16 protein-coding genes are annotated in these 19,152 nt (G+C 60.1%); all 16 read right to left on the bottom strand.

The features are described from left to right. Positions 1-69: 69 nt before the first annotated feature. On the bottom strand, positions 70-1,080 hold the full coding sequence (locus tag ACYUME_RS07190; protein WP_279882332.1) for an MraY family glycosyltransferase: 1,011 nt from the start codon (positions 1,078-1,080) through the stop codon (positions 70-72). After that, positions 1,077-2,039 (bottom strand): UDP-glucose 4-epimerase family protein, encoded by a 963-nt coding sequence (locus tag ACYUME_RS07185; protein WP_460418434.1) that lies wholly within the window; start codon positions 2,037-2,039, stop codon positions 1,077-1,079. The genes ACYUME_RS07190 and ACYUME_RS07185 overlap by 4 nt, the downstream gene beginning before the upstream one ends. After that, entirely contained in the window at positions 2,039-3,292 is a 1,254-nt protein-coding gene (locus ACYUME_RS07180) for a glycosyltransferase family 4 protein (protein ID WP_279882328.1), read from the bottom strand. Before ACYUME_RS07180 ends, ACYUME_RS07185 begins: the two co-directional genes overlap by 1 nt. A 15-nt stretch (positions 3,293-3,307) precedes the next feature. Then, on the bottom strand, positions 3,308-4,438 hold the full coding sequence (wecB, locus tag ACYUME_RS07175) for a non-hydrolyzing UDP-N-acetylglucosamine 2-epimerase (protein ID WP_279882326.1): 1,131 nt from the start codon (positions 4,436-4,438) through the stop codon (positions 3,308-3,310). A 27-nt stretch (positions 4,439-4,465) separates the two neighbouring features. Continuing rightward, positions 4,466-5,584 (bottom strand): UDP-2-acetamido-2,6-beta-L-arabino-hexul-4-ose reductase, encoded by a 1,119-nt coding sequence (wbjC, locus tag ACYUME_RS07170; RefSeq protein ID WP_279882324.1) that lies wholly within the window; start codon positions 5,582-5,584, stop codon positions 4,466-4,468. A 3-nt stretch (positions 5,585-5,587) separates the two neighbouring features. Beyond that, complete coding sequence (locus ACYUME_RS07165; protein ID WP_279882322.1) at positions 5,588-6,625, bottom strand: polysaccharide biosynthesis protein; 1,038 nt, start codon at positions 6,623-6,625, stop codon at positions 5,588-5,590. Continuing rightward, entirely contained in the window at positions 6,622-7,833 is a 1,212-nt protein-coding gene (locus ACYUME_RS07160; protein ID WP_460418433.1) for a glycosyltransferase family 4 protein, read from the bottom strand. Before ACYUME_RS07160 ends, ACYUME_RS07165 begins: the two co-directional genes overlap by 4 nt. Then, positions 7,826-9,031, bottom strand: coding sequence for an EpsG family protein (locus tag ACYUME_RS07155; RefSeq protein ID WP_460418432.1), 1,206 nt, complete (start codon positions 9,029-9,031; stop codon positions 7,826-7,828). The genes ACYUME_RS07160 and ACYUME_RS07155 overlap by 8 nt, the downstream gene beginning before the upstream one ends. Further along, positions 9,031-10,497, bottom strand: a complete 1,467-nt coding sequence (locus tag ACYUME_RS07150) for an oligosaccharide flippase family protein (protein WP_460418431.1) — start codon at positions 10,495-10,497, stop codon at positions 9,031-9,033. Before ACYUME_RS07150 ends, ACYUME_RS07155 begins: the two co-directional genes overlap by 1 nt. Before the next feature lie 375 nt (positions 10,498-10,872). Then, a complete protein-coding gene (locus ACYUME_RS07145) occupies positions 10,873-11,910 on the bottom strand; it encodes an LPS O-antigen chain length determinant protein WzzB (RefSeq protein ID WP_460418430.1) in 1,038 nt (345 codons plus the stop codon). A 106-nt stretch (positions 11,911-12,016) separates the two neighbouring features. Continuing rightward, entirely contained in the window at positions 12,017-13,447 is a 1,431-nt protein-coding gene (locus ACYUME_RS07140; protein WP_460418429.1) for an MBL fold metallo-hydrolase, read from the bottom strand. Between the two features lie 99 nt (positions 13,448-13,546). Continuing rightward, positions 13,547-13,810: a lipopolysaccharide assembly protein LapA domain-containing protein gene (locus ACYUME_RS07135; protein WP_279882311.1), complete on the bottom strand. Its 264-nt coding sequence runs from the start codon at positions 13,808-13,810 to the stop codon at positions 13,547-13,549. A 20-nt stretch (positions 13,811-13,830) separates the two neighbouring features. Beyond that, the gene (ihfB, locus tag ACYUME_RS07130) at positions 13,831-14,127 is read right to left on the bottom strand and encodes an integration host factor subunit beta (protein ID WP_279882310.1); all 297 of its coding nucleotides are present in this window, start codon (positions 14,125-14,127) and stop codon (positions 13,831-13,833) included. A gap of 240 nt (positions 14,128-14,367) precedes the next feature. Further along, positions 14,368-16,044, bottom strand: a complete 1,677-nt coding sequence (gene rpsA / locus ACYUME_RS07125) for a 30S ribosomal protein S1 (RefSeq protein WP_028690822.1) — start codon at positions 16,042-16,044, stop codon at positions 14,368-14,370. Positions 16,045-16,167: 123 nt separating this feature from the next. Next, positions 16,168-16,785, bottom strand: a complete 618-nt coding sequence (gene cmk, locus ACYUME_RS07120) for a (d)CMP kinase (protein ID WP_460419304.1) — start codon at positions 16,783-16,785, stop codon at positions 16,168-16,170. A 65-nt stretch (positions 16,786-16,850) separates the two neighbouring features. After that, complete coding sequence (locus ACYUME_RS07115; protein ID WP_460419303.1) at positions 16,851-19,058, bottom strand: bifunctional prephenate dehydrogenase/3-phosphoshikimate 1-carboxyvinyltransferase; 2,208 nt, start codon at positions 19,056-19,058, stop codon at positions 16,851-16,853. Positions 19,059-19,152: the final 94 nt, after the last annotated feature.

Raw genomic sequence — 19,152 nt, 5'->3', positions numbered from 1 at the left:
CCTGTCCCTATCTGAGCAGATCTTTCTTGTTCGTCAGGCCGCACGCCTGCGCGGCCCCAACTGCGCGCATTACTCGACGCCGCCCGCGTTGTAGGCCACCGCCAGCCCTGCCAGCGGCACATAGGCGATGAGCAGCCCGACGAAGCCATCGATGCCGAACAGCATGACGCAGGCCGCCACCGGCAACAACCAGCACATCGTCAGCAACGCCACTGCCAGGGTCACCGGCAAATGCCCACCGACTCGCCGCGAGGCGAACTGATAGGCATGGCTGCGGTGTGCCTCGTAGACCTTGTCGCCACGCAGCAACCGCCGGATCAGGGTGAACGTGGCATCGACCACGAACACTCCCAGTAGAATCAGCCAGCACCAGAACAGCTGTGACGACACCCAGGCCGCCTGCAGGGACAGCAGGCCCAGCGCGATGCCGAGGAATCCGCTGCCGGCGTCGCCCATGAAGATCTTGGCTGGGGGGAAATTCCAATACAGAAAGCCGCCCACCGCCATGATCAGGATCACGGGCAAGACCATCAGTTGCTCGAAACCGCCCATCCAGTACAGCACGCAGGCGCCCAGGCAGACACAGATGGCCTCGACGCTGGCGATGCCATCGATGCCGTCCATGAAATTGTAGAGATTGAGCAGCCAGACGAGATAGACCGCCGCAAGCATCGCGCCCGCCCAGCCAAGATCGATCTCGATACCGAACACCGTCAACGGCGGCAGGCCGCCGAGCCAGAACAGCCCCCAGGCCGCTGCGATGAAATGCCCCAGCAGCCGCCAGCGGGCAGCGATATGCCCGTGATCATCCATGAAGCCGATGATCGCGATCAGGCCACCGGCACCGGCGACAGCGAACACCGTGCGCGAATCCAGCAGACCACTGGCACCGAGCGCCACCAGTGCCAGCAGGAACGAAACCACGATCGCCACGCCTCCGCCACGGGGCGTTGGCACCACATGAGAGCTGCGCGCATTGGGAATGTCGATGATGCTTCGGGCCAGCGCGTAACGGCGCAGGCCCGCGGTCATGAGCAGGGAGATCAGCAGCACCAGCGGTGCCAGCCACCATTGAGTCATTTGTTCATTTGTTCCTGGTAATGGCGGGCGGCTTTCGCCAACGCCCGGTCCACGCTCACCGGCGGCGTCCAACCGAGCAGCGAGCGCGTTTTTTCGATATCGACCTGCAGCGATCCGCACAGGCGCTGCGAGAGCGCGCGTCGACCGAGCAAGGTGGCGCCGAGCGCCAGCAGCGCGGCAGGCACAGGCAGCAGCCTGGCCGGCTTGCCCAGGGCTTTCGCCATGCGCTGCAGCAGGCTGGTGGTGGACAGGTCTTCGCCATCGCTGACCAGGAAGGTCTGGTTGGCGGCGGCCGGATGAGTCGTGCACAGACGCACCAGGTCGACGAGGTTGTCCAGGGCGACCAGGCTGCGACGGTTGTGTATCGCGCCGAACGGCAGGGGCACGCCTTTGTCCAGCCAGCGCATCATGGCCAGGAAGTTGGCCTTGACGCCCGGACCGTAGACCAGCACGGGGCGAATGATCACCACCTCCAGGCCTGTGCGCATGGCCAGCTCGCGCAGCCCTTGCTCCGCTTCCATCTTCGAGATGCCATAAGGATCGGCGGGCGCGGGCTCGTCATCGGCACGGTAGGGTCGCCCCGAAACGGTCCCTTCGCCATTGACCTTGATCGAGCTGATGAAGACGAAACGCCGAGCGCCCGCCGCCACGGCCTGCCGGGCAAGATTGAGCGTGCCCTCGACATTGACCTTGCGAAAAGCAGCCAATGGGTCGGCCTCGGTATCGTTCATCACGTGCACGCGGGCGGCCGAGTGGATGACCACCTCGACACCCTCAAGAGCGGCCCGCCAGTCAGTCTCGGCATCGATCGCAGCGATCGAGAAAGGCGCCGCCTCGAACTCGGCCGGGGCGGCACTACGGATCGCCGCGCGCACCGCATGGCCACGCCCCGCGAGATCCGCCAGCACCGCCTTGCCTACAAAACCGGTGGCGCCGGTCAACAACACAGTTGAACTCATCAGCAACTTGTCCTTCGCAGCGAAGCGTCACGGAACAGGGATTCCAGGCGCGACATCAGTTTTTCCTTGGCATAGCGCTGCTCGTAGTAAGCTCGCCCCGCTCGCCCCATGGCCACCCGCTCTGCCTCACCGGCTTCGGCCAGCGCGCAGGTGATGGCGGCCAGGCCGCCGGCGTCGCCGGAATTGCAGGCAAGCCCGGCGCCGGACTCCTCGATCACCCGCGCGGCCTCTCCATTGATCATGCCGAGCAGCGGCCGACCCGATGCCAGGTAGGCCTGGACCTTACCCGGGATGGTCTTTTCGAACACATCGTTGGTCTTGAGCGACACCAGCAGCGCGTCGGCCTGGGCGAACAGCCCTGGCATGGCCTCGAGTGGATGGCGCCCGAGCAGCTGCACATTGTCGAGCTTGCGCAGGGCGATCTGCGTGGTTATCCACTCGCTCATGCGCCCGTCGCCAACGATCACCCAGCGCACCGCTACCTTGTCACGCAGGGCTTCGGCCGCATCGAGCACGGCGGGAAAGTCCTGGGCCTCGCCCAGGTTGCCGGCGAATACAACGGTGAACAGACCGGGCACGCGCTGGATCAATGCCGGCCCGCAGAGCGACGCCTGTGAAAAGTCGTCCTCCGCCCAGCTCGGGAAATAGACCAGGCGCTCTTCGGCGATCGGGCGGCTGCAATACTGGCGCACGTTGTCGAAAAAGCCATGGGACTGCAGCAGCAGGTAGTCCGTGCGGTTGTAGATCCACGAGACCATCCTGCCCACCAGCCCCAGCAGGCGCGGGTGCTTGACCACACCGACCGCGCGCAGGGTCTCGGGCCACAGATCGAGCACCCAGACGAACACCGGCGCCCGCTTCAGACGGCCGATCACCAGAGCCGGGATCGCCGCCAGAATGGGCGAGACGGCATACACGAACACGGCATCGAAGCGTTGCCCACGCAGCTTGAACGCACCCAGCGTGGAGGCGCTGAGCAGGAACGACAGGTAGTTCAGCACCAGCGTGAAGCTGCGCTTGCCACGCGGGACCAGCGGCACGCGAACCACTTCGGCACCCTCATAGCGTGCGAAGGCCTCCGGATCTCGCCGGAAGCGCTCGAACACCTTGCCTTCCGGGTAGTTCGGCAACCCGGTCAGCACGGTGACTTGGTGTCCCTTGGCCGTCAGATCGCGGACCAGGTCATTGATCCGCATGTTCTCCGGCCAGAAGTACTGGGACACGACCAGTACCTTGAGTGATGTTTCAGCCATGGTTGCTCTATTGGTTCAGTACCGCTTCCAGACGACGCGATTCACGTAGTCGGTGTAACTGTGCAGGATCCGCACGACCTTGTCCGAGACGTTCGGCATGCTGTAGTCCTCGACCAGGCGCAGACTGCGCGTTTCGCCGCGAGCCTGGCTTTCGAGGATGCTCAGCCCTTGCAGCACACGCTCGGTTTCCAGCCCGACCATCATGGCCGCCGCCTCTTCCATGCCTTCCGGGCGCTCATGCGCCTCGCGGATGTTCAGCGCCGGGAAGTTGAGGATCGAGGCCTCTTCGCTGATGGTACCGCTGTCGGACAACACCGCCTTGGCTTCGAGCTGCAGCTTGTTGTAGTCCTTGAAGCCCAGTGGCTTGAGCAGGCGCACGTTGCCATGGAAGGTGACGCCCATGGCGGTCACGCGCTTCTGGGTACGCGGATGGGTGGAAACGATCACCGGCAGGTCGAACCGCTCGGCCACGGTATTGAGCACATCCACCAGCTTGAGGAAGTTGGTGTCCGAATCGACGTTTTCCTCGCGATGGGCGCTGACGACGAAGAACTTGCCAGGCTCCAGCCCGAGACGCTCGAGCACATCGGACGCGTCGATGCCGTCACGGTAGTGATTCAACACCTCGAACATGGGGCTGCCAGTCTTGATCACTCGGTCGGCCGGCAGGCCCTCACGCAGCAGGTAGTCGCGCGCGATAGTGCTGTAGGTGAGGTTGATATCGGCGGTGTGGTCGACGATGCGGCGGTTGATCTCTTCCGGCACGCGCATGTCGAAGCAGCGGTTACCGGCCTCCATGTGGAAGGTCGGAATCTTGCGGCGCTTGGCCGGCAGCACCGCCATGCAGCTGTTGGTATCGCCCAGCACCAGCAGTGCGTCCGGCGCGATCTCTGCCAGCACTCGATCGACGGCGATGATCACGTTGCCAATGGTCTCGGCACCCGTCGCACCCGCCGCGTTGAGGAAATGGTCCGGTTTGCGAATACCGAGATCGCTGAAGAAGATCTCGTTCAGTTCATAGTCATAGTTCTGGCCGGTATGCACCAGGACGTGGTCGCAGTGCAGGTCCAGCGCCGCCATGACGCGCGACAGGCGGATGATTTCAGGGCGCGTGCCCACTACGGTGACGACTTTCAGTTTCTTCATTTCTGACTTCTACCTTGAAACGCCGGCTCAGGCGTGGGTACCCACGGGCCGGGCATATGTATCCGGGTGATCACGATCGAAAATTTCATTGGCCCACAGCATGACGATCATTTCATCGTCACCGACGTTGGTGATGTCGTGCGTCCAGCCCGGGACCGTTTCCACAACCTGCGGCTTGTCGCCAGTGGTGAACAGCTCGTGGAACTCGCCCGAGACCACATGCCTGAAGCGGAAGCACGCCGAGCCCTTGATCACCAGAAACTTCTCGGTCTTGCTGTGGTGATAGTGCCCACCGCGCGTGACACCTGGATGCGCGGTGAAATACGAGAACTGCCCGGAATCCCGGGTTTTCAGCATTTCGACGAAGACACCCCGTGGATCGCCGTACTTGGGCACCTCGTAGGTGAACTTTTCTGGCGGCACGTAACTCAGGTACGTCGAGTACAGCGCACGCACAAGGCCGGTACCGACCGGCTCGGTGATCATGGTCCGGCGGCTGTCGCGAAACGCTTGCAACTGCTCGGCCAGTTGGCCAACCGTGATCGCGTATACCGGCTGAACCTCGACGAACGCGTCTGCGCCGCCCTTGCCGTCCATCAACTCGATGAAGGTAGCGATCACATCATCGACGTAGGTCAGATTGATCTGCGCATCAGGGTCGTTGATGCTGATGGCCAGGTCACGCGCGATATTGTGACAGAAAGTCGCGACCGCCGAGTTGTAGTTGGGCTTCGCCCATTTACCGAACACGTTGGGCAACCGGAAGATGTGCACGGGCACGTCAAGCTCTTCGCGCAGGGCCAGCAGTTCATCTTCCGCGTCACGCTTGCTCTTGCCATAGGGATTGTCGAGCTTGGCCTGGGTGGAGGAGCTGTAGACCACGGGGATCTTGCGACCGCTGGCGCGCACCGCCGCGCACAGCGCACGGGTCAGGTCGGCGTTGCCGACATGGAACTCTTTCGGATCCTGCGGCCTGTTCACACCCGCCAGATGGAAGATGAAGTCGGCCTGCGCGACCATTCCCGGCAACGCGTCCAGCGCATGTTCACGGGTGAATCCCATGACCTCGACATCACTGCGCTCGCCAAGATGCACAAGCAGGTTCTTGCCGACGAAACCATTGATTCCGGTGATCAGGACACGCATGGCTTATTCCTCGGGCGCCGCGTTTTCGCCACGCTTGATGGCACGCATGAAGTCGAGCTTGAGCAGCAGTTCCTGCATGCCGTCGACATCCAGGCGCTCAGTGTTGTGCGAGTTGTAGTCTTCCGTGCGAGAGATCTTGGTTTCCCCTTCCTCGACGAACTTGGCGTAGTTCAGGTCGCGCAGGTCCGGCGGCACACGGAAGTACTCGCCCATGTCTTCGGCGCAGGCCATCTCTTCGCGGCTGAGCAGGGCTTCGAACAGCTTTTCACCGTGACGGGTACCGATCACCTGGATCGGGTGATCCGGCTGCCCAACGAGTCTGGTCAGCGCCTGGGCCAACGTTTCCACGGTCGCCGCCGGCGCTTTCTGCACGAACAGGTCGCCGTTGTTGCCGTGTTCGAACGCGTACAGCACCAGATCAACGGCATCGGCCAGGGTCATCATGAAGCGAGTCATGGTCGGATCGGTGATCGTCAGCGGCTTGCCGGCACGAATCTGGTCGATGAACAACGGAATGACCGAGCCACGCGAAGCCATCACGTTGCCATAGCGGGTGCCACAGATGACGGTCTTCTTCTCGTCCACGTTGCGCGACTTGGCCACCATGACCTTTTCCATCATCGCCTTGGAGATACCCATGGCGTTGATCGGGTAGACGGCCTTGTCGGTGCTCAGGCAGACCACACGCTTCACTTCGTTCTGGATGGCCGCCTCCAGCACGTTCTCCGTGCCAAGGACGTTGGTCTTCACCGCTTCGAGCGGATGGAACTCACAGGAAGGAACCTGTTTAAGCGCCGCGGCATGAAAGATGTAATCGACACCGCGGCTGGCGGCCAGAATACTTTGATAATCACGCACGTCGCCGATATAAAACTTCAGCTTGTCGCTGGCATAGCGCTTGCGCATGTCATCTTGCTTTTTTTCATCGCGGCTGAAAATACGGATCTCGCCAATATCCGTATCGAGGAAGCCTTTAAGCACAGCATTACCAAACGACCCGGTACCGCCTGTGATCAGGAGGGTTTTACCTTTGAAATTCATACTTTCTCGCATGCTGATAAAATGTTGCTGGTAGCAGATTCGACTTTCATTTCCTGCTCATAATAGTGCCGGCCGTTTGACGCGCAGCGCGCCAAAAATACGCTATCCAGGCGCATTTTTTCAAGGGCCTGGCCAAGCGTCACGGGGTCACCGGCCTCTACCCACAAGCCTGCTTTCATGTCATCGACCAGAATACTCCCGAACTCGGTGTATCGATCGATGGAGGCAAGAATCGGCAAGCCCACTTTCAGATAATCAATGGATTTCGAAGGAAAACTCGGCACGGCATGCTGGCCGGACAACGACACGATTCCCACATCACAAACCGCCACCACGTTTTCATACTCGTCACGCGGCACATAATCAATAAACAGAACGTTGTGCAGTCGCTCCTCGAGGGCACGCGCCTTGAGCCGTGGCAGCTCGCTGCCACGGCCGATGAATACGAACTGATACGCGGGATCACCCTTCAGGCTCGCGGCCAGGTCGAGAATATTGTCCAAGCCCTGGACGACGGACATGGCACCACCGTAAATGGATACGAACGCGTCCTGCTCGATAGCGTACTTGGCTCGAATGGCCTTGCGCTGCTCCGATGACATCTCCACTCGGGGCAGCTGCTTGGTCCACAATGGCAACAAGCTGACCCGAGCGGCATCGACTTCATAGTTGCACCGCAGGAATTCGGCACTGCCCTTGGTCATGCAGCCGATGGCATCGAACTTGTTGTACAGACGATTCTCCCAGCGCACGAAGAAGTTGAACAACTTGCTGCGCCCACCGGACCAGAGATCACGCATGTAATAGGGGAAAAAATCCCAGAGAATCAGATACTTCTTGGCTTTCGGCTTGACCCGGAAGAAATCCAGCAGCCCCCATATCACGATGCAGGGCGTGGTGGCCACGATCACATCGGCCTCGAGGATCTTCTGCTTGTAGCGCAACCTGACCAAGAGCGAGAACAAGAAGATCTTCAGCATCGCGCATATGAAGTTTTTCTTGTAGAAAAACTTCCAGAGGCGCTGGCGGTAAACCTTCACGTCATTCAGGTCGATGACCGCGTTGCCACCGTCCGCGTACTCCCAGCTCAAGGCAAGCACGGAAACCTGCTGCCCCTCGCGAGAGAAACACTCGGCCAATTCATTGGTCAGCCACCCCTCTCCCGCACCGCACGGGTACTTGGTCGTCAACAACAAAACCTTACTCATTCGAGCCTCGCCATAGCCTACGCAATTCTTCATGCAATTCGTCCACTCTCTGCGCGCCGGTACTGCGAACCTCGATCCGCTCGGAAAAAAGGCTCTGATAGGGGAAGTAGACCATTGCAAGATGGGTCAAGACAAATTTCCCATACAGGGCGCCACTCACCACGCATACGACACCGCACAACAACGAGCGATTGACCCACGTGGAAAAATCGAAAGCCCGCCATATATAAGCCAATAAAAAAAACAAAAAGAACGCCTGAAATCTCGACAAAAATGTCGGATAAGCCCAAAAGAAAAAACTGATAACCACGGCCATACACGCCAACGCAAACTGAAACTGTTGCTCTGGGGTATACTCGCCCGCGCGCAACTGCATGCGTCGACGATACCCGGCAAGATGAAACAGCGCCAAAAACAGCATGGTAAACAACAACTTGTACAGCACACTGACACTGGGTGTATCCAAGCCTTCGTAGATCACATACTTCTGTAAAAAAGGCAGGGCCGCCAGCACGCTGATCAGGCCGCCAGGCACATTGACCCCGATCAAATAACAGGCCGCCAACCCCCACACGCACCACTTGGACAGCGTGTAATTGATTCCGACCAGGCGGACCGCAAAAAACACCCCGATCGCAAAGATGCTTGAAGTATGAAACATGCTGGCTGCCAGGAAAAACAGGCCGCACGCCAGCCACTTACGCTCAAAACAGTAAACAGCGCCACAGAGAAACAACGCCAGTGCGAGCCCCTGACGCATCAAGGAGAAAGAGTTTATCAAATAGAGATCAGGCACCGTGTAGTAAACAGCTAGCGCCAACAGCGCAAAGGTCTTGAAGAACTTCTTGATGAACACGGCAACCAGAAAAACCTGCAATGCACTGACGAAGAACTGGAACGCTGTAAAGTCCAACGCCCAATATCGAAACAAACCAGCCAACAACCTGAACCCAAGTTCGAACTGATACTTGCCTTCGAGCCGATCGCCCATGACATAGAATTCTTCGTAGGCAGGCCAGTCATAGCCCGTCTCGTAACGCGTTGCGGAAAAAACAATCAACATCAACGAAAGCACGGCAAACACCGCCTTTTCCGCGCGTGGATTCAGCCCTCCGAGAGCCCACGCCCACAGCGCGCCCCCCCATACCGCAAGGAGCACGATCGTATACACATCGAGGAAGCGGCTTGCCAGCTCCATCAAGCTTCTGTCTTGGCTTTCAGCTTCAAGGATCTGACCATCATCAGGATGATGGCCGCCACAAACACTGCACCAACCAGGCCAGTCAGCATCAGGCGCGCGTAGAGTTCCCACTCTTTGATCACGCTATAACCCCCCAAGACAAGCAAGACGCTCGCCGTCAACAGGGCAAAGCGCTTGATGAACGAAACGTTCAGCTTTTCACAGGCGAGATACAACAAGATCCCCGTGTCGAATACTGCCCTGGCCACCCAGACCCATGCGGCCCCGACCACTCCGAACTTGAGCGTGAGCCCCCAAAGCAAGAGCAGGAAAACCGGCACCTCCAACACCTGCAGCAGAGCGACGGCCCTGGCGTTTCCCGCCCCCTGCAGCAATGTGAGGGGCACGTGCGCCATGCAGTTGATCAGGATTGCAAAAGCGAAGATGACCAGAAGCTCCTGACCCTCGCGGGCAAACTCCACCCCGACCCAGAAATCCAACAAGTCGTATGAAAATGTCGCCAGCGTCAACGACAAGGGAGCGATCACGATGAAAATGGCCGCACTCGACAGGTCGAACAGCTTGACGGTGCCGTTTCGAGACGCGGCGGAACTGGAAAGGCCACCGGAAAACATCGGAAACAATACTGCGGTCAATGCCCCCGGAAGAATCCATAGCTTGGTCACCAGTTCGTTGGGGGTCACGTAAAAGGCAACCGCATTGGCCGAAACCAGAGCCCCCAACACGAACCGGTCGGCATAGGCCATGATCGGGCCGACGACACTGGCAACCGACAACCACCCGCCGCTGGCACAGAGTGATTTCACATGACGGCCATCCCATGCCAATGACCGATGCTCGATCGGCGCCACATGCGCGCGAGCGTAGTACCAATAGACGATACAGGCCACAAGCCTGCCAAGCGCAAGCACCGCGGCGATGAGGTCCAGCCGCGGGCCAAAGACGCCACACACCAGCACCGGCCCAATGAACGTATAGATCCCCAAAGGCAAACGCACGGCATTGACCCTGCCGAACGCCTGACGCGCTTCCAGCACGCCCCTGAAGCCGGAGGCCAAAATGATGAACGGCACGGACACAGCCATTATCTGAAAGGCAGCGGTGGTTTCCTGCAGGTCCGTCACGCCCTTCACGAAACCGACGATCTCGCCGCTGAGCACGAACATGCAAGCGCCGACGACGACGCCAACCCCGACCATGAGCGCATAGGCCGTCCCCATGACGGCCCCCAGCTCTTGAGGTGCGGGCTGAGCATCCAGCCTGGCAACCTGCAGCGTCAGCGCCCGCCCAAGACCAAGATCAAAAATTCCCGCATAGCTGACGACGGCCCACATCAATGCGAGCAGGCCAAATTTTTCAGCGCCCAGCAGTTGAATGAGGTAAGGGATGGTGAAAACCGCAACAACCATGGGCAAGCCCAGTCCCGCAAGATTCAGGACCGCGCCTTTTACAACTTTCGACATCGAGCTCATAGGGGTCTATCAAATTGTTCAATCATTTGCGCCGCTACCACGGCTCGAACCCATGCCAGGGACTCATTCTCAAAAGCAGCCGATCCCATGCGGGCTCGAATCGGCGAAACGCAGGATGATACCCGAACGACGGAGTCAAGGCTGAGTTCGTCCGCTTGAGTCGGGCTCGCCTGGCGGCAGGGCACGGATGTCGCGACGGCTATTTTCACCGAAAAGTGCCGAACACTGGGGGACCGTACATGGCAGGGGCGACATGATGGCGCAAAAACTCATCGAGATCACCCTTGCATGGCAAACTATCGCGCCCGCCAGCGAAAAATTGCCCACCCAGGCAACGCCTGACACCGACACCATTGCCCTGGCAGCTCATCTTTCAACGCCGGAACGCTGCACACCGCGCATCAGCAGAACCAGCGCCACCGCCATCACACAACCAATGACAAACCCGAAGAGTACGATCATCGCTTTCTTCGGCTTGATGGCCCTGTCCGGGATCTGCACCTGCCCGTCTTGCCGATACACGCTGATCTTCTCCTCGTCCAAGCGCAACTGCTGGTAGAAAGACAGCAGCTCCTCGCGCTGGCGAAGATCCTCGACAAATGGATCGTCCATCGTCCGTGTGCGCAACGCGCCGATCTGCGCCTCCAGCGCCTTGGTACCGCGCATGTAAGTCAGCAATTCGTCGGCCCCAGCCGCCCCTGCATTCGGCATGACCAACGGGTCCCTCAGACCAATGGACTGGGCCACCGCCAAGGCCTCCGTCAGTCGATGAATCTTGTCTTCACGCTGTTGCCGGGCACCACTACGGGCCGCCCTGATGTCCTGCTCAAGATGCCGGGCCTTCAGCATCACCTCGGACTGGACGTTCTGAATGGCCTCTTCGCGACCAAGCGCCCCAGCCATCGCGGTAAATCGAACGACCCAATCAGCGGCCTGCCTGGCGTCAGGAAGTTCGACACTGACCACATGACGCAGGGCACCATCCCTGGACGCCTTGTCGACAGTAATCCGAGCCCGAAACTGCTCGAACAAGGCGTCCTGCGCATCACCGCGCTGCGCACTCGGCAAACTGGGCAAGTAGATTTCCTGGAAAAACCGGCGACGCAGCGCCTCCGATTGCAAATGACTCAGGTAAATACCGTAGACATCACTGGTGCCAAGCAAGCTAAGCCCGCTTACTTCGCCTCGCACATAGTTCAGCGGCGCAATATCCTTCTGCATCGGCGGCTGAACCCATAGACTGACTTGATACAACGGCGTCGCAAGGAATGCATAGACCAGCGCCATGAGCGTGCTCAACGCTACAATCGAGGCAACTATCAACTTCTTGGCAAGCAAGTACCTCAACCACTCGGAAAGATCAATTTCATCATTACGCTCACGGCACTCATGCTCACGGGGCATCTATTAGAATTTCCTCGGCTGTAACGTTTTTTCGACCACAACGAGTCACACACCCGAAACGAAGTTCAACGTACGGGATCAAGAACGGGAGATCAGTATTGGGCCGCTAGGGGATTTCGACCTCGACCGCCTTGCCGCAGGCGCGATATCGACGCTTCAGCGCATCGGCCAACGCGCGCTTGGCGACATCGTCACCATGCACCAGCACTATCTTGCCCGCAGGCTCGGCCTGTCCCATCGCAAACGTCACGAGTCCGTGCTGGTCCGCGTGCCCGGAGTACCCACTCAAGGTCATCACCTTTGACCGGATCTCGTACCGTTGGCCATCGAGATCGACCCGTACAAGGCCCTCCTCCTCCTCACTGGCCTGGATCACTGCCCCGGGCGTTCCCTTTACCTGGTGCCCGACGAACATCACCTCATGCCGCGGATCTCCCAGCATTGCCTTGAGATAATTGACAATCCGCCCCCCCGAGCACATGCCATTGCCGGCAATCACAATAGCTGGCCGTCCGGTGCTCTTGAGGTAATTGACGACCTGCTGGTGACGGGCATGCGTGTCAATGATGACGAGCTGTCGAAACCCCAGCGGATCACGTCCCTGCGCCAGGCGCTCCCTGGCTTCCTCACGCCAGAACAGGTGCAGCTCGCGATAGGCCTGGGTAATGCGCTGAGCCAGCGGCGAGTCGAGTACTACGGGCAAGCGCGCCCAATCACTGAACCCCTCCGCCGGCGTACCGCCCTCCTGATCCGATAACCCCTTGCGATGCAGGATATCTTCTATTTCATAGAGCAACTCTTGCGTACGCCCCAGGCTGAAGGCAGGTATCAAGATGGTGCCGTGATCCACCAGGGCACGGTCGATTGCTGCTTCGAGCTGCTGTCGGCGCCCGCTGCGATCCGGATGCAGGCGATCGCCATAGGTGCTCTCCATTACCAATACATCAGCACGCTCCAGCGGACTTACCGGACACAACAGGGGATTGTCGGAAGCCCCCAGATCGCCAGAAAAGACTATGCGCGTACAAGCATCAGCCAGTTTCACTTCGCACTCGGCGTAAGCCGAGCCAAGTAGATGCCCGGCACGCTGCAAACGAATAGCGCAACTCAAGCCAGGGCGCTCCACGACCACGTGCCACTGCCCAAACGGTATGGGGAAGATATGGTACTGAAGAAACGTTACATAGCGTGCAAGTTGCCCAGGATCGGCACTGATGGCCAGGCGATAGGCATCCTCGAGCACCAGCGGCAATAACTTTGCGGAAGGCTCGCTGCAGAAGATCCGCCCACGAAAACCGGCAGCAAAAAGATGAGAGATACGACCGACATGATCTAGATGGACGTGGGTAACGATCACGGCGCGAATGCCGCAAACATCGAAGCCCAGTTCGTTCGCCCGCGAGCCAGGCTGACGCTCTGCTCCCTGCTCCAGCCCACAATCGATCAGAAGACTGGTCGCATCATCCAGATGCAGCTGATGGCAGGACCCCGTCACACCACGGACTCCGCCATGGTGATCGATCGCTGGGAATTGCATCTTGCTACCCCTTCGGCTGCCGTTGAGAAAGTGCGTATTACTTCACTTCTCGCACGGCAAAAAAATGGGCATCTTCCCTGCGAACTGTAGGACGCTTCCTTAACTCTCGGAGAAGGCCGCTCGACGGGCAGCAGCGCTGATCTTGCGCTTGCCGCGCATCAGACCATAAGCCCCCAGAAGAGGGCCGATTGCCAAGCCAACAAGCAGCGCAGCCAGCACCAACACCGCCACCGGAATGGCCGGCGCTGTCCAGCCAAACATCATCAGTGACACTGCTTGCTGATTCTCCAGTACGAAGAACAGCACCACTGCCGCCAGCAGCAACACGAACAGCGCCACTACGGCGCGCTTGAGGTTACGCATCGGACTGCTCCTTCAATTGCTCAGCCAGGCTCATGCTCTTCTTCATTGACCCGGTCACGCAGCTCCTTGCCAGGCTTGAAGTGTGGGACATATTTGCCCACGAGACTGACCGACTGCCCGGTCTTGGGATTGCGCCCTACGCGCGGCGCGCGATAGTGCAGCGAGAAACTGCCAAAGCCGCGGATCTCGATGCGATCCCCGGTCGCCAGGCACTGCGACATCTGCTCAAGCATGGTCTTGATGGCTAACTCGACGTCCTTGGACGAGAGCAGCCCCTGATGGGTGACAATACGTTCGATCAGCTCCGACTTCGTCATATTTTTCCCTTCGTTATCAAGCAGCTAGATCATTGCTTAATCAGTTTGTAGCATGCTCCGGCTGATTTGAACAGGCCGGTTCTTGACTAAACAAAAAAATTCAAGATACGGATTTTTTCACGAGCCATGAGAAGCCTCCTAAATCGGCGCAGGGAGCGAATAGCCAAGCGCTGCCGACAAATCGCAGGTACAAAAAAAGGGCGACCCGAGGGTCGCCCTTTTTCACCGATCAAACAGAACTCAGTTCTGCTTGGCCATTGCTTCGCGCAGCAGCGCGGCCATGGTGGTGTCGGCAGCCGCTTCCGGAGCGTTTTTCAGGCTCTGGATGGCTTCGCGCTCTTCAGCATCGTCCTTCGATTTGATGGACAGGCTGATGACGCGGGACTTACGGTCGACGCTGATGATCTTGGCTTCGATCTCTTCGCCTTCCTTCAGCACGTTACGGGCGTCTTCAACGCGGTCACGGCTGATTTCGGAAGCCTTCAGAGTAGCTTCGATGTCGTCGGCCAGGGTCACGATAGCGCCCTTGGCGTCAACTTCCTTGACGATACCTTTTACGATAGCGCCCTTGTCGTTGACAGCAACGAAGTTGGAGAACGGATCGTCTTCCAGCTGCTTGATGCCCAGGGAGATGCGCTCGCGCTCTGGGTCAACCGACAGGATGACGGTTTCCAGCTCGTCGCCCTTCTTGAAGCGACGCACGGCTTCTTCGCCAGCTTCGTTCCAGGAGATGTCGGACAGGTGAACCAGACCGTCGATGCCGCCGTCCAGGCCGATGAAGATACCGAAGTCGGTGATCGACTTGATGGTACCGGTGATCTTGTCACCCTTGTTGAACTGGCCGGAGAAGTCTTCCCATGGGTTCGATTTGCACTGCTTGATACCCAGGGAGATACGACGACGCTCTTCGTCGATGTCCAGAACCATGACTTCCACTTCGTCGCCAACCTGAACGACTTTCGACGGGTGGATGTTCTTGTTGGTCCAGTCCATTTCGGAGACGTGCACCAGGCCTTCAACGCCTTCTTCCAGCTCAGCGAAGCAGCCATAGTCGGTCAGGTTGGTGACGCGAGCCATGACGCGGGTGCTTTCTGGGTAGCGGGCTTTGATAGCAACCCATGGGTCTTCGCCCAGTTGCTTCAGACCCAGCGAAACGCGGTTGCGCTCGCGATCGTACTTCAGGACCTTGACGTCGATCTCGTCACCAACGTTGACGATTTCCGACGGGTGCTTGATACGCTTCCAGGCCATGTCGGTGATGTGCAGCAGACCATCGACGCCGCCCAGGTCAACGAACGCACCGTAGTCGGTGAGGTTCTTGACGATACCTTTGACCTGCTGGCCTTCCTGCAGCGATTCCAGCAGAGCTTCGCGCTCGGCGCTGTTTTCGGCTTCCAGGACGCTGCGACGGGAAACGACAACGTTGTTGCGCTTCTGGTCCAGCTTGATGACCTTGAATTCCAGCTCTTTGCCTTCGAGGTGGGTGGTGTCGCGCACTGGGCGGACATCAACCAGGGAGCCCGGCAGGAACGCACGGATGCCGTTAACGTCGACAGTGAAGCCGCCTTTAACCTTACCGTTGATAACGCCCTTGACCACTTCTTCGGCAGCGAAAGCAGCTTCCAGAACAATCCAGCACTCGGCGCGCTTGGCTTTTTCACGGGACAGCTTGGTTTCGCCAAAGCCGTCTTCGACCGCGTCCAGCGCAACGTGAACTTCGTCACCGACCTTGATGGTCAGCTCGCCAGCTTCGTTGATGAACTGCTCGAGCGGGATGACGCCCTCGGACTTCAGGCCAGCGTGAACGGTAACCCAGTCGCCGTCGATGTCGACAACGATACCGGTGATGATGGCACCCGGCTGAAGATTGAGGGTTTTCAGGCTTTCTTCAAAGAGTTCTGCAAAGCTTTCGCTCATTTTAATTCCTGTAGATTCGGGCGAAACAGACGCCCATAGCCACATTCCAGACAATGTGGGTTTCGTTAAGTAAAGAAGAACTGGCAGGACGTTGACTGGTGCCCCTGCCCGCTCTCCTCTCCATCAGGCCAGGTCGCGCAGGGCGAGCTCGCTTCTGATGCGTTGCAGCACCTGCTCGATGGACAACTCCGTGGAATCCAGCTGAATGGCATCGACCGCCGGCTTGAGCGGGGCCACTGCGCGCTGGGTGTCACGCTCGTCGCGCGCACGGATCTCATCTAGCAGACTTGACAGACTAACATCTTCACCCTTGCCCTTCAACTGCAGGTAGCGGCGACGGGCACGCTCCTCGGCGCTGGCGGTGAGGAACACCTTGAGTGGCGCGTCGGGGAACACCACGGTGCCCATGTCGCGACCGTCGGCGATCAACCCCGGGGCCTCGCGAAAGGCGCGCTGGCGCTGCAGCAGCGCCTCGCGCACGGCCGGCAGCGAAGCGACCATCGAGGCGCCGGCGCCGACGGTCTCGGTACGAATGACATGGCTGACATCCTCACCCTCGAGAATGATCTGCTGCAACTTGCCCGGCTCGGCGGCGATGAACTGCACGTCCAGATGGGCGGCCAGGGCCTTGAGCAGCTCTTCGTTGGTCAGGTCGACACCGTGATTGCTGGCATTGAAGGCAAGCAGGCGGTACAGGGCACCAGAATCGAGCAGTTTCCAACCCAGCTCCCGGGCCAGCATGCCGGCGACCGTGCCCTTGCCCGAGCCACTCGGCCCATCGATGGTGATGACGGGTGCTTGCGAACTCACGACTTGCCCTCTTCGGCGACACGAATGCCAACTTCGGCGCACAGTGCCAGGAAGTTCGGGAACGACGTGGCGACGTTGGCGCAATCATGGATGACGATCGGCGCACTGGCGCGCAGCGACGCGACACTGAAGGCCATGGCAATGCGATGGTCGCCATGGCCATGCACTTCACCTCCGCCGATCTGGCCGCCGTCGATGATGATGCCGTCCGGGGTCGGCTCGCACTTGATGCCCAGGGTGATCAGGCCGTCAGCCATCACCTGGATGCGATCCGACTCCTTGACCCGCAGCTCTTCGGCGCCACGCAGCACGGTACGCCCTTCGGCACAGGCCGCGGCGACGAACAGCACCGGGAACTCGTCGATCGCCAGCGGCACCAGGTGCTCGGGGATCTCGATGCCCTTGAGCTTGGCCCCGCGCACACGCAGGTCGGCCACCGGCTCGCCGCCGACCTCACGCTGGTTTTCCAGGGTGATGTCACCCCCCATCAGGCGCAGGATATCGATCACACCGGTACGAGTCGGGTTGATGCCGACATGCTCGAGCACCAGCTCGGAACCTTCGGCGATGGACGCCGCCACCAGGAAGAACGCCGAGGAGGAAATATCCGCCGGCACCTCGATGCGAGTGGCGGTGAGCTTGCCACCGGACTGCAGGGATGCCACCGGGCCGTTGGACTCGACCGAGTAGCCAAAGCCGCGCAGCATGCGCTCGGTGTGGTCACGGGTCGGTGCCGGCTCAGTGACGGTGGTGGTGCCTTCGGCGTACAGGCCGGCCAGCAGCAGGCAGGATTTGACCTGGGCACTGGCCATCGGCAGCGTGTAATTCAGCGCCTTGAGCTTGTGCCCGCCACGGATGGTCAGCGGCGGACGGCCTTCAGGACCGGTCTCGACCACCGCGCCCATTTCGCGCAGCGGGTTGGCCACGCGATTCATCGGACGCTTGGACAGCGAGGCATCGCCGGTCATGGTGGTGTCGAACGACTGTGCCGCCAGCAGGCCGGACAGCAGGCGCATCGAGGTACCGGAGTTACCGACGTACAGCGGCCCGGGTGGCGGCTTGAGGCCGTGCAGGCCGACGCCATGAATGGTCACGCGGCCATGGTGCGGGCCTTCGATGACCACACCCATGTCGCGGAAGGCCTGCAAGGTGGCCAGGGCGTCCTCGCCCTCGAGGAAACCTTCCACCTCGGTGGTGCCTTCGGCCAGCGAGCCGAGCATGATCGAGCGGTGGGAAATCGACTTGTCGCCAGGTACGCGGATCCGTCCGGACACGCGGCCACCCGGTTGGGCCAGGAAAATCAGATCGTTGGCGTTCATAGCGTCCACATAGGCCCGGCGGGCCAGGATTTTACTGAAATGCTCGCGGGCAACCCGAGCGCGGGTGAACACACCCAGCAGCTGGTGCCCGTCCCCAGCATCGACCGCGTCGCGCAAGGCGTCGAGGTCGCTGCGAAATGTATCGAGAGTGCGCAGGACCGCCTCGCGGTTGGCGAGGAAGATGTCATGCCACATGATCGGGTCGCTGCCGGCGATTCTCGTGAAATCGCGAAAGCCCCCCGCAGCGTACCGGAAGATGTCCAGGTTTTCATTGCGCTTGGCCAGCGAGTCGACCAGGCCGAAGGCCAGCAGGTGCGGCAGGTGGCTGGTGGCGGCCAGGACTTCGTCATGGCGTTCGACCGGCATGTGCTCGACATCGGCGTCCAGCGCGCGCCAGAGGCGATCGACCAGGGCCAGGGCCTGCGGATCGGTTTCCGCCAGCGGCGTGAGGATCACCTTGTGGCGACGGAACAATGCGGCATTGGAGGCTTCCACGCCGCTTTGCTCGGAACCCGCGATAGGGTGCCCCGGCACGAAGCGCGGCAGGCGCTCGGTGAACGCTTCGCGTGCTGCGCGCACGACATTACCCTTGGCGCTGCCCACGTCGGTGATCACCGCGTCACCCAGGTCGAGCTGAGCCAGCCGGGCCAGGACTTTCTCCATGGCCAGGATCGGCACCGCCAGCTGGATGACATCGGCGCCGACACAAGCGACGGCCAGGTCAGCCTCGCAACGGTCGACCACGCCCAGCGCCACGGCCTGCTTGCGCGACTCGGCATCCAGGTCGACGCCGACCACTTCGCGGCACAGGCCGCTTTCACGCAGGCCCTTGGCGAAGGAGCCGCCGATCAGGCCGAGGCCAACCACGACCAAGCGGCCGACAATCGGTGCGGATTTGTTTGTTACAGCATCAACCACGAGTGCGAACCCTGTTCAGAAATCTAGGCAATCTGCGAGACCCGGTGGGGCTGCGTTGCAG

Source organism: Pseudomonas sp. microsymbiont 2 (assembly GCF_054788395.1).
The sequence above is the reverse complement of the archived record's forward strand: the minus strand, read 5'-3'. Positions and strand labels throughout refer to the sequence as shown.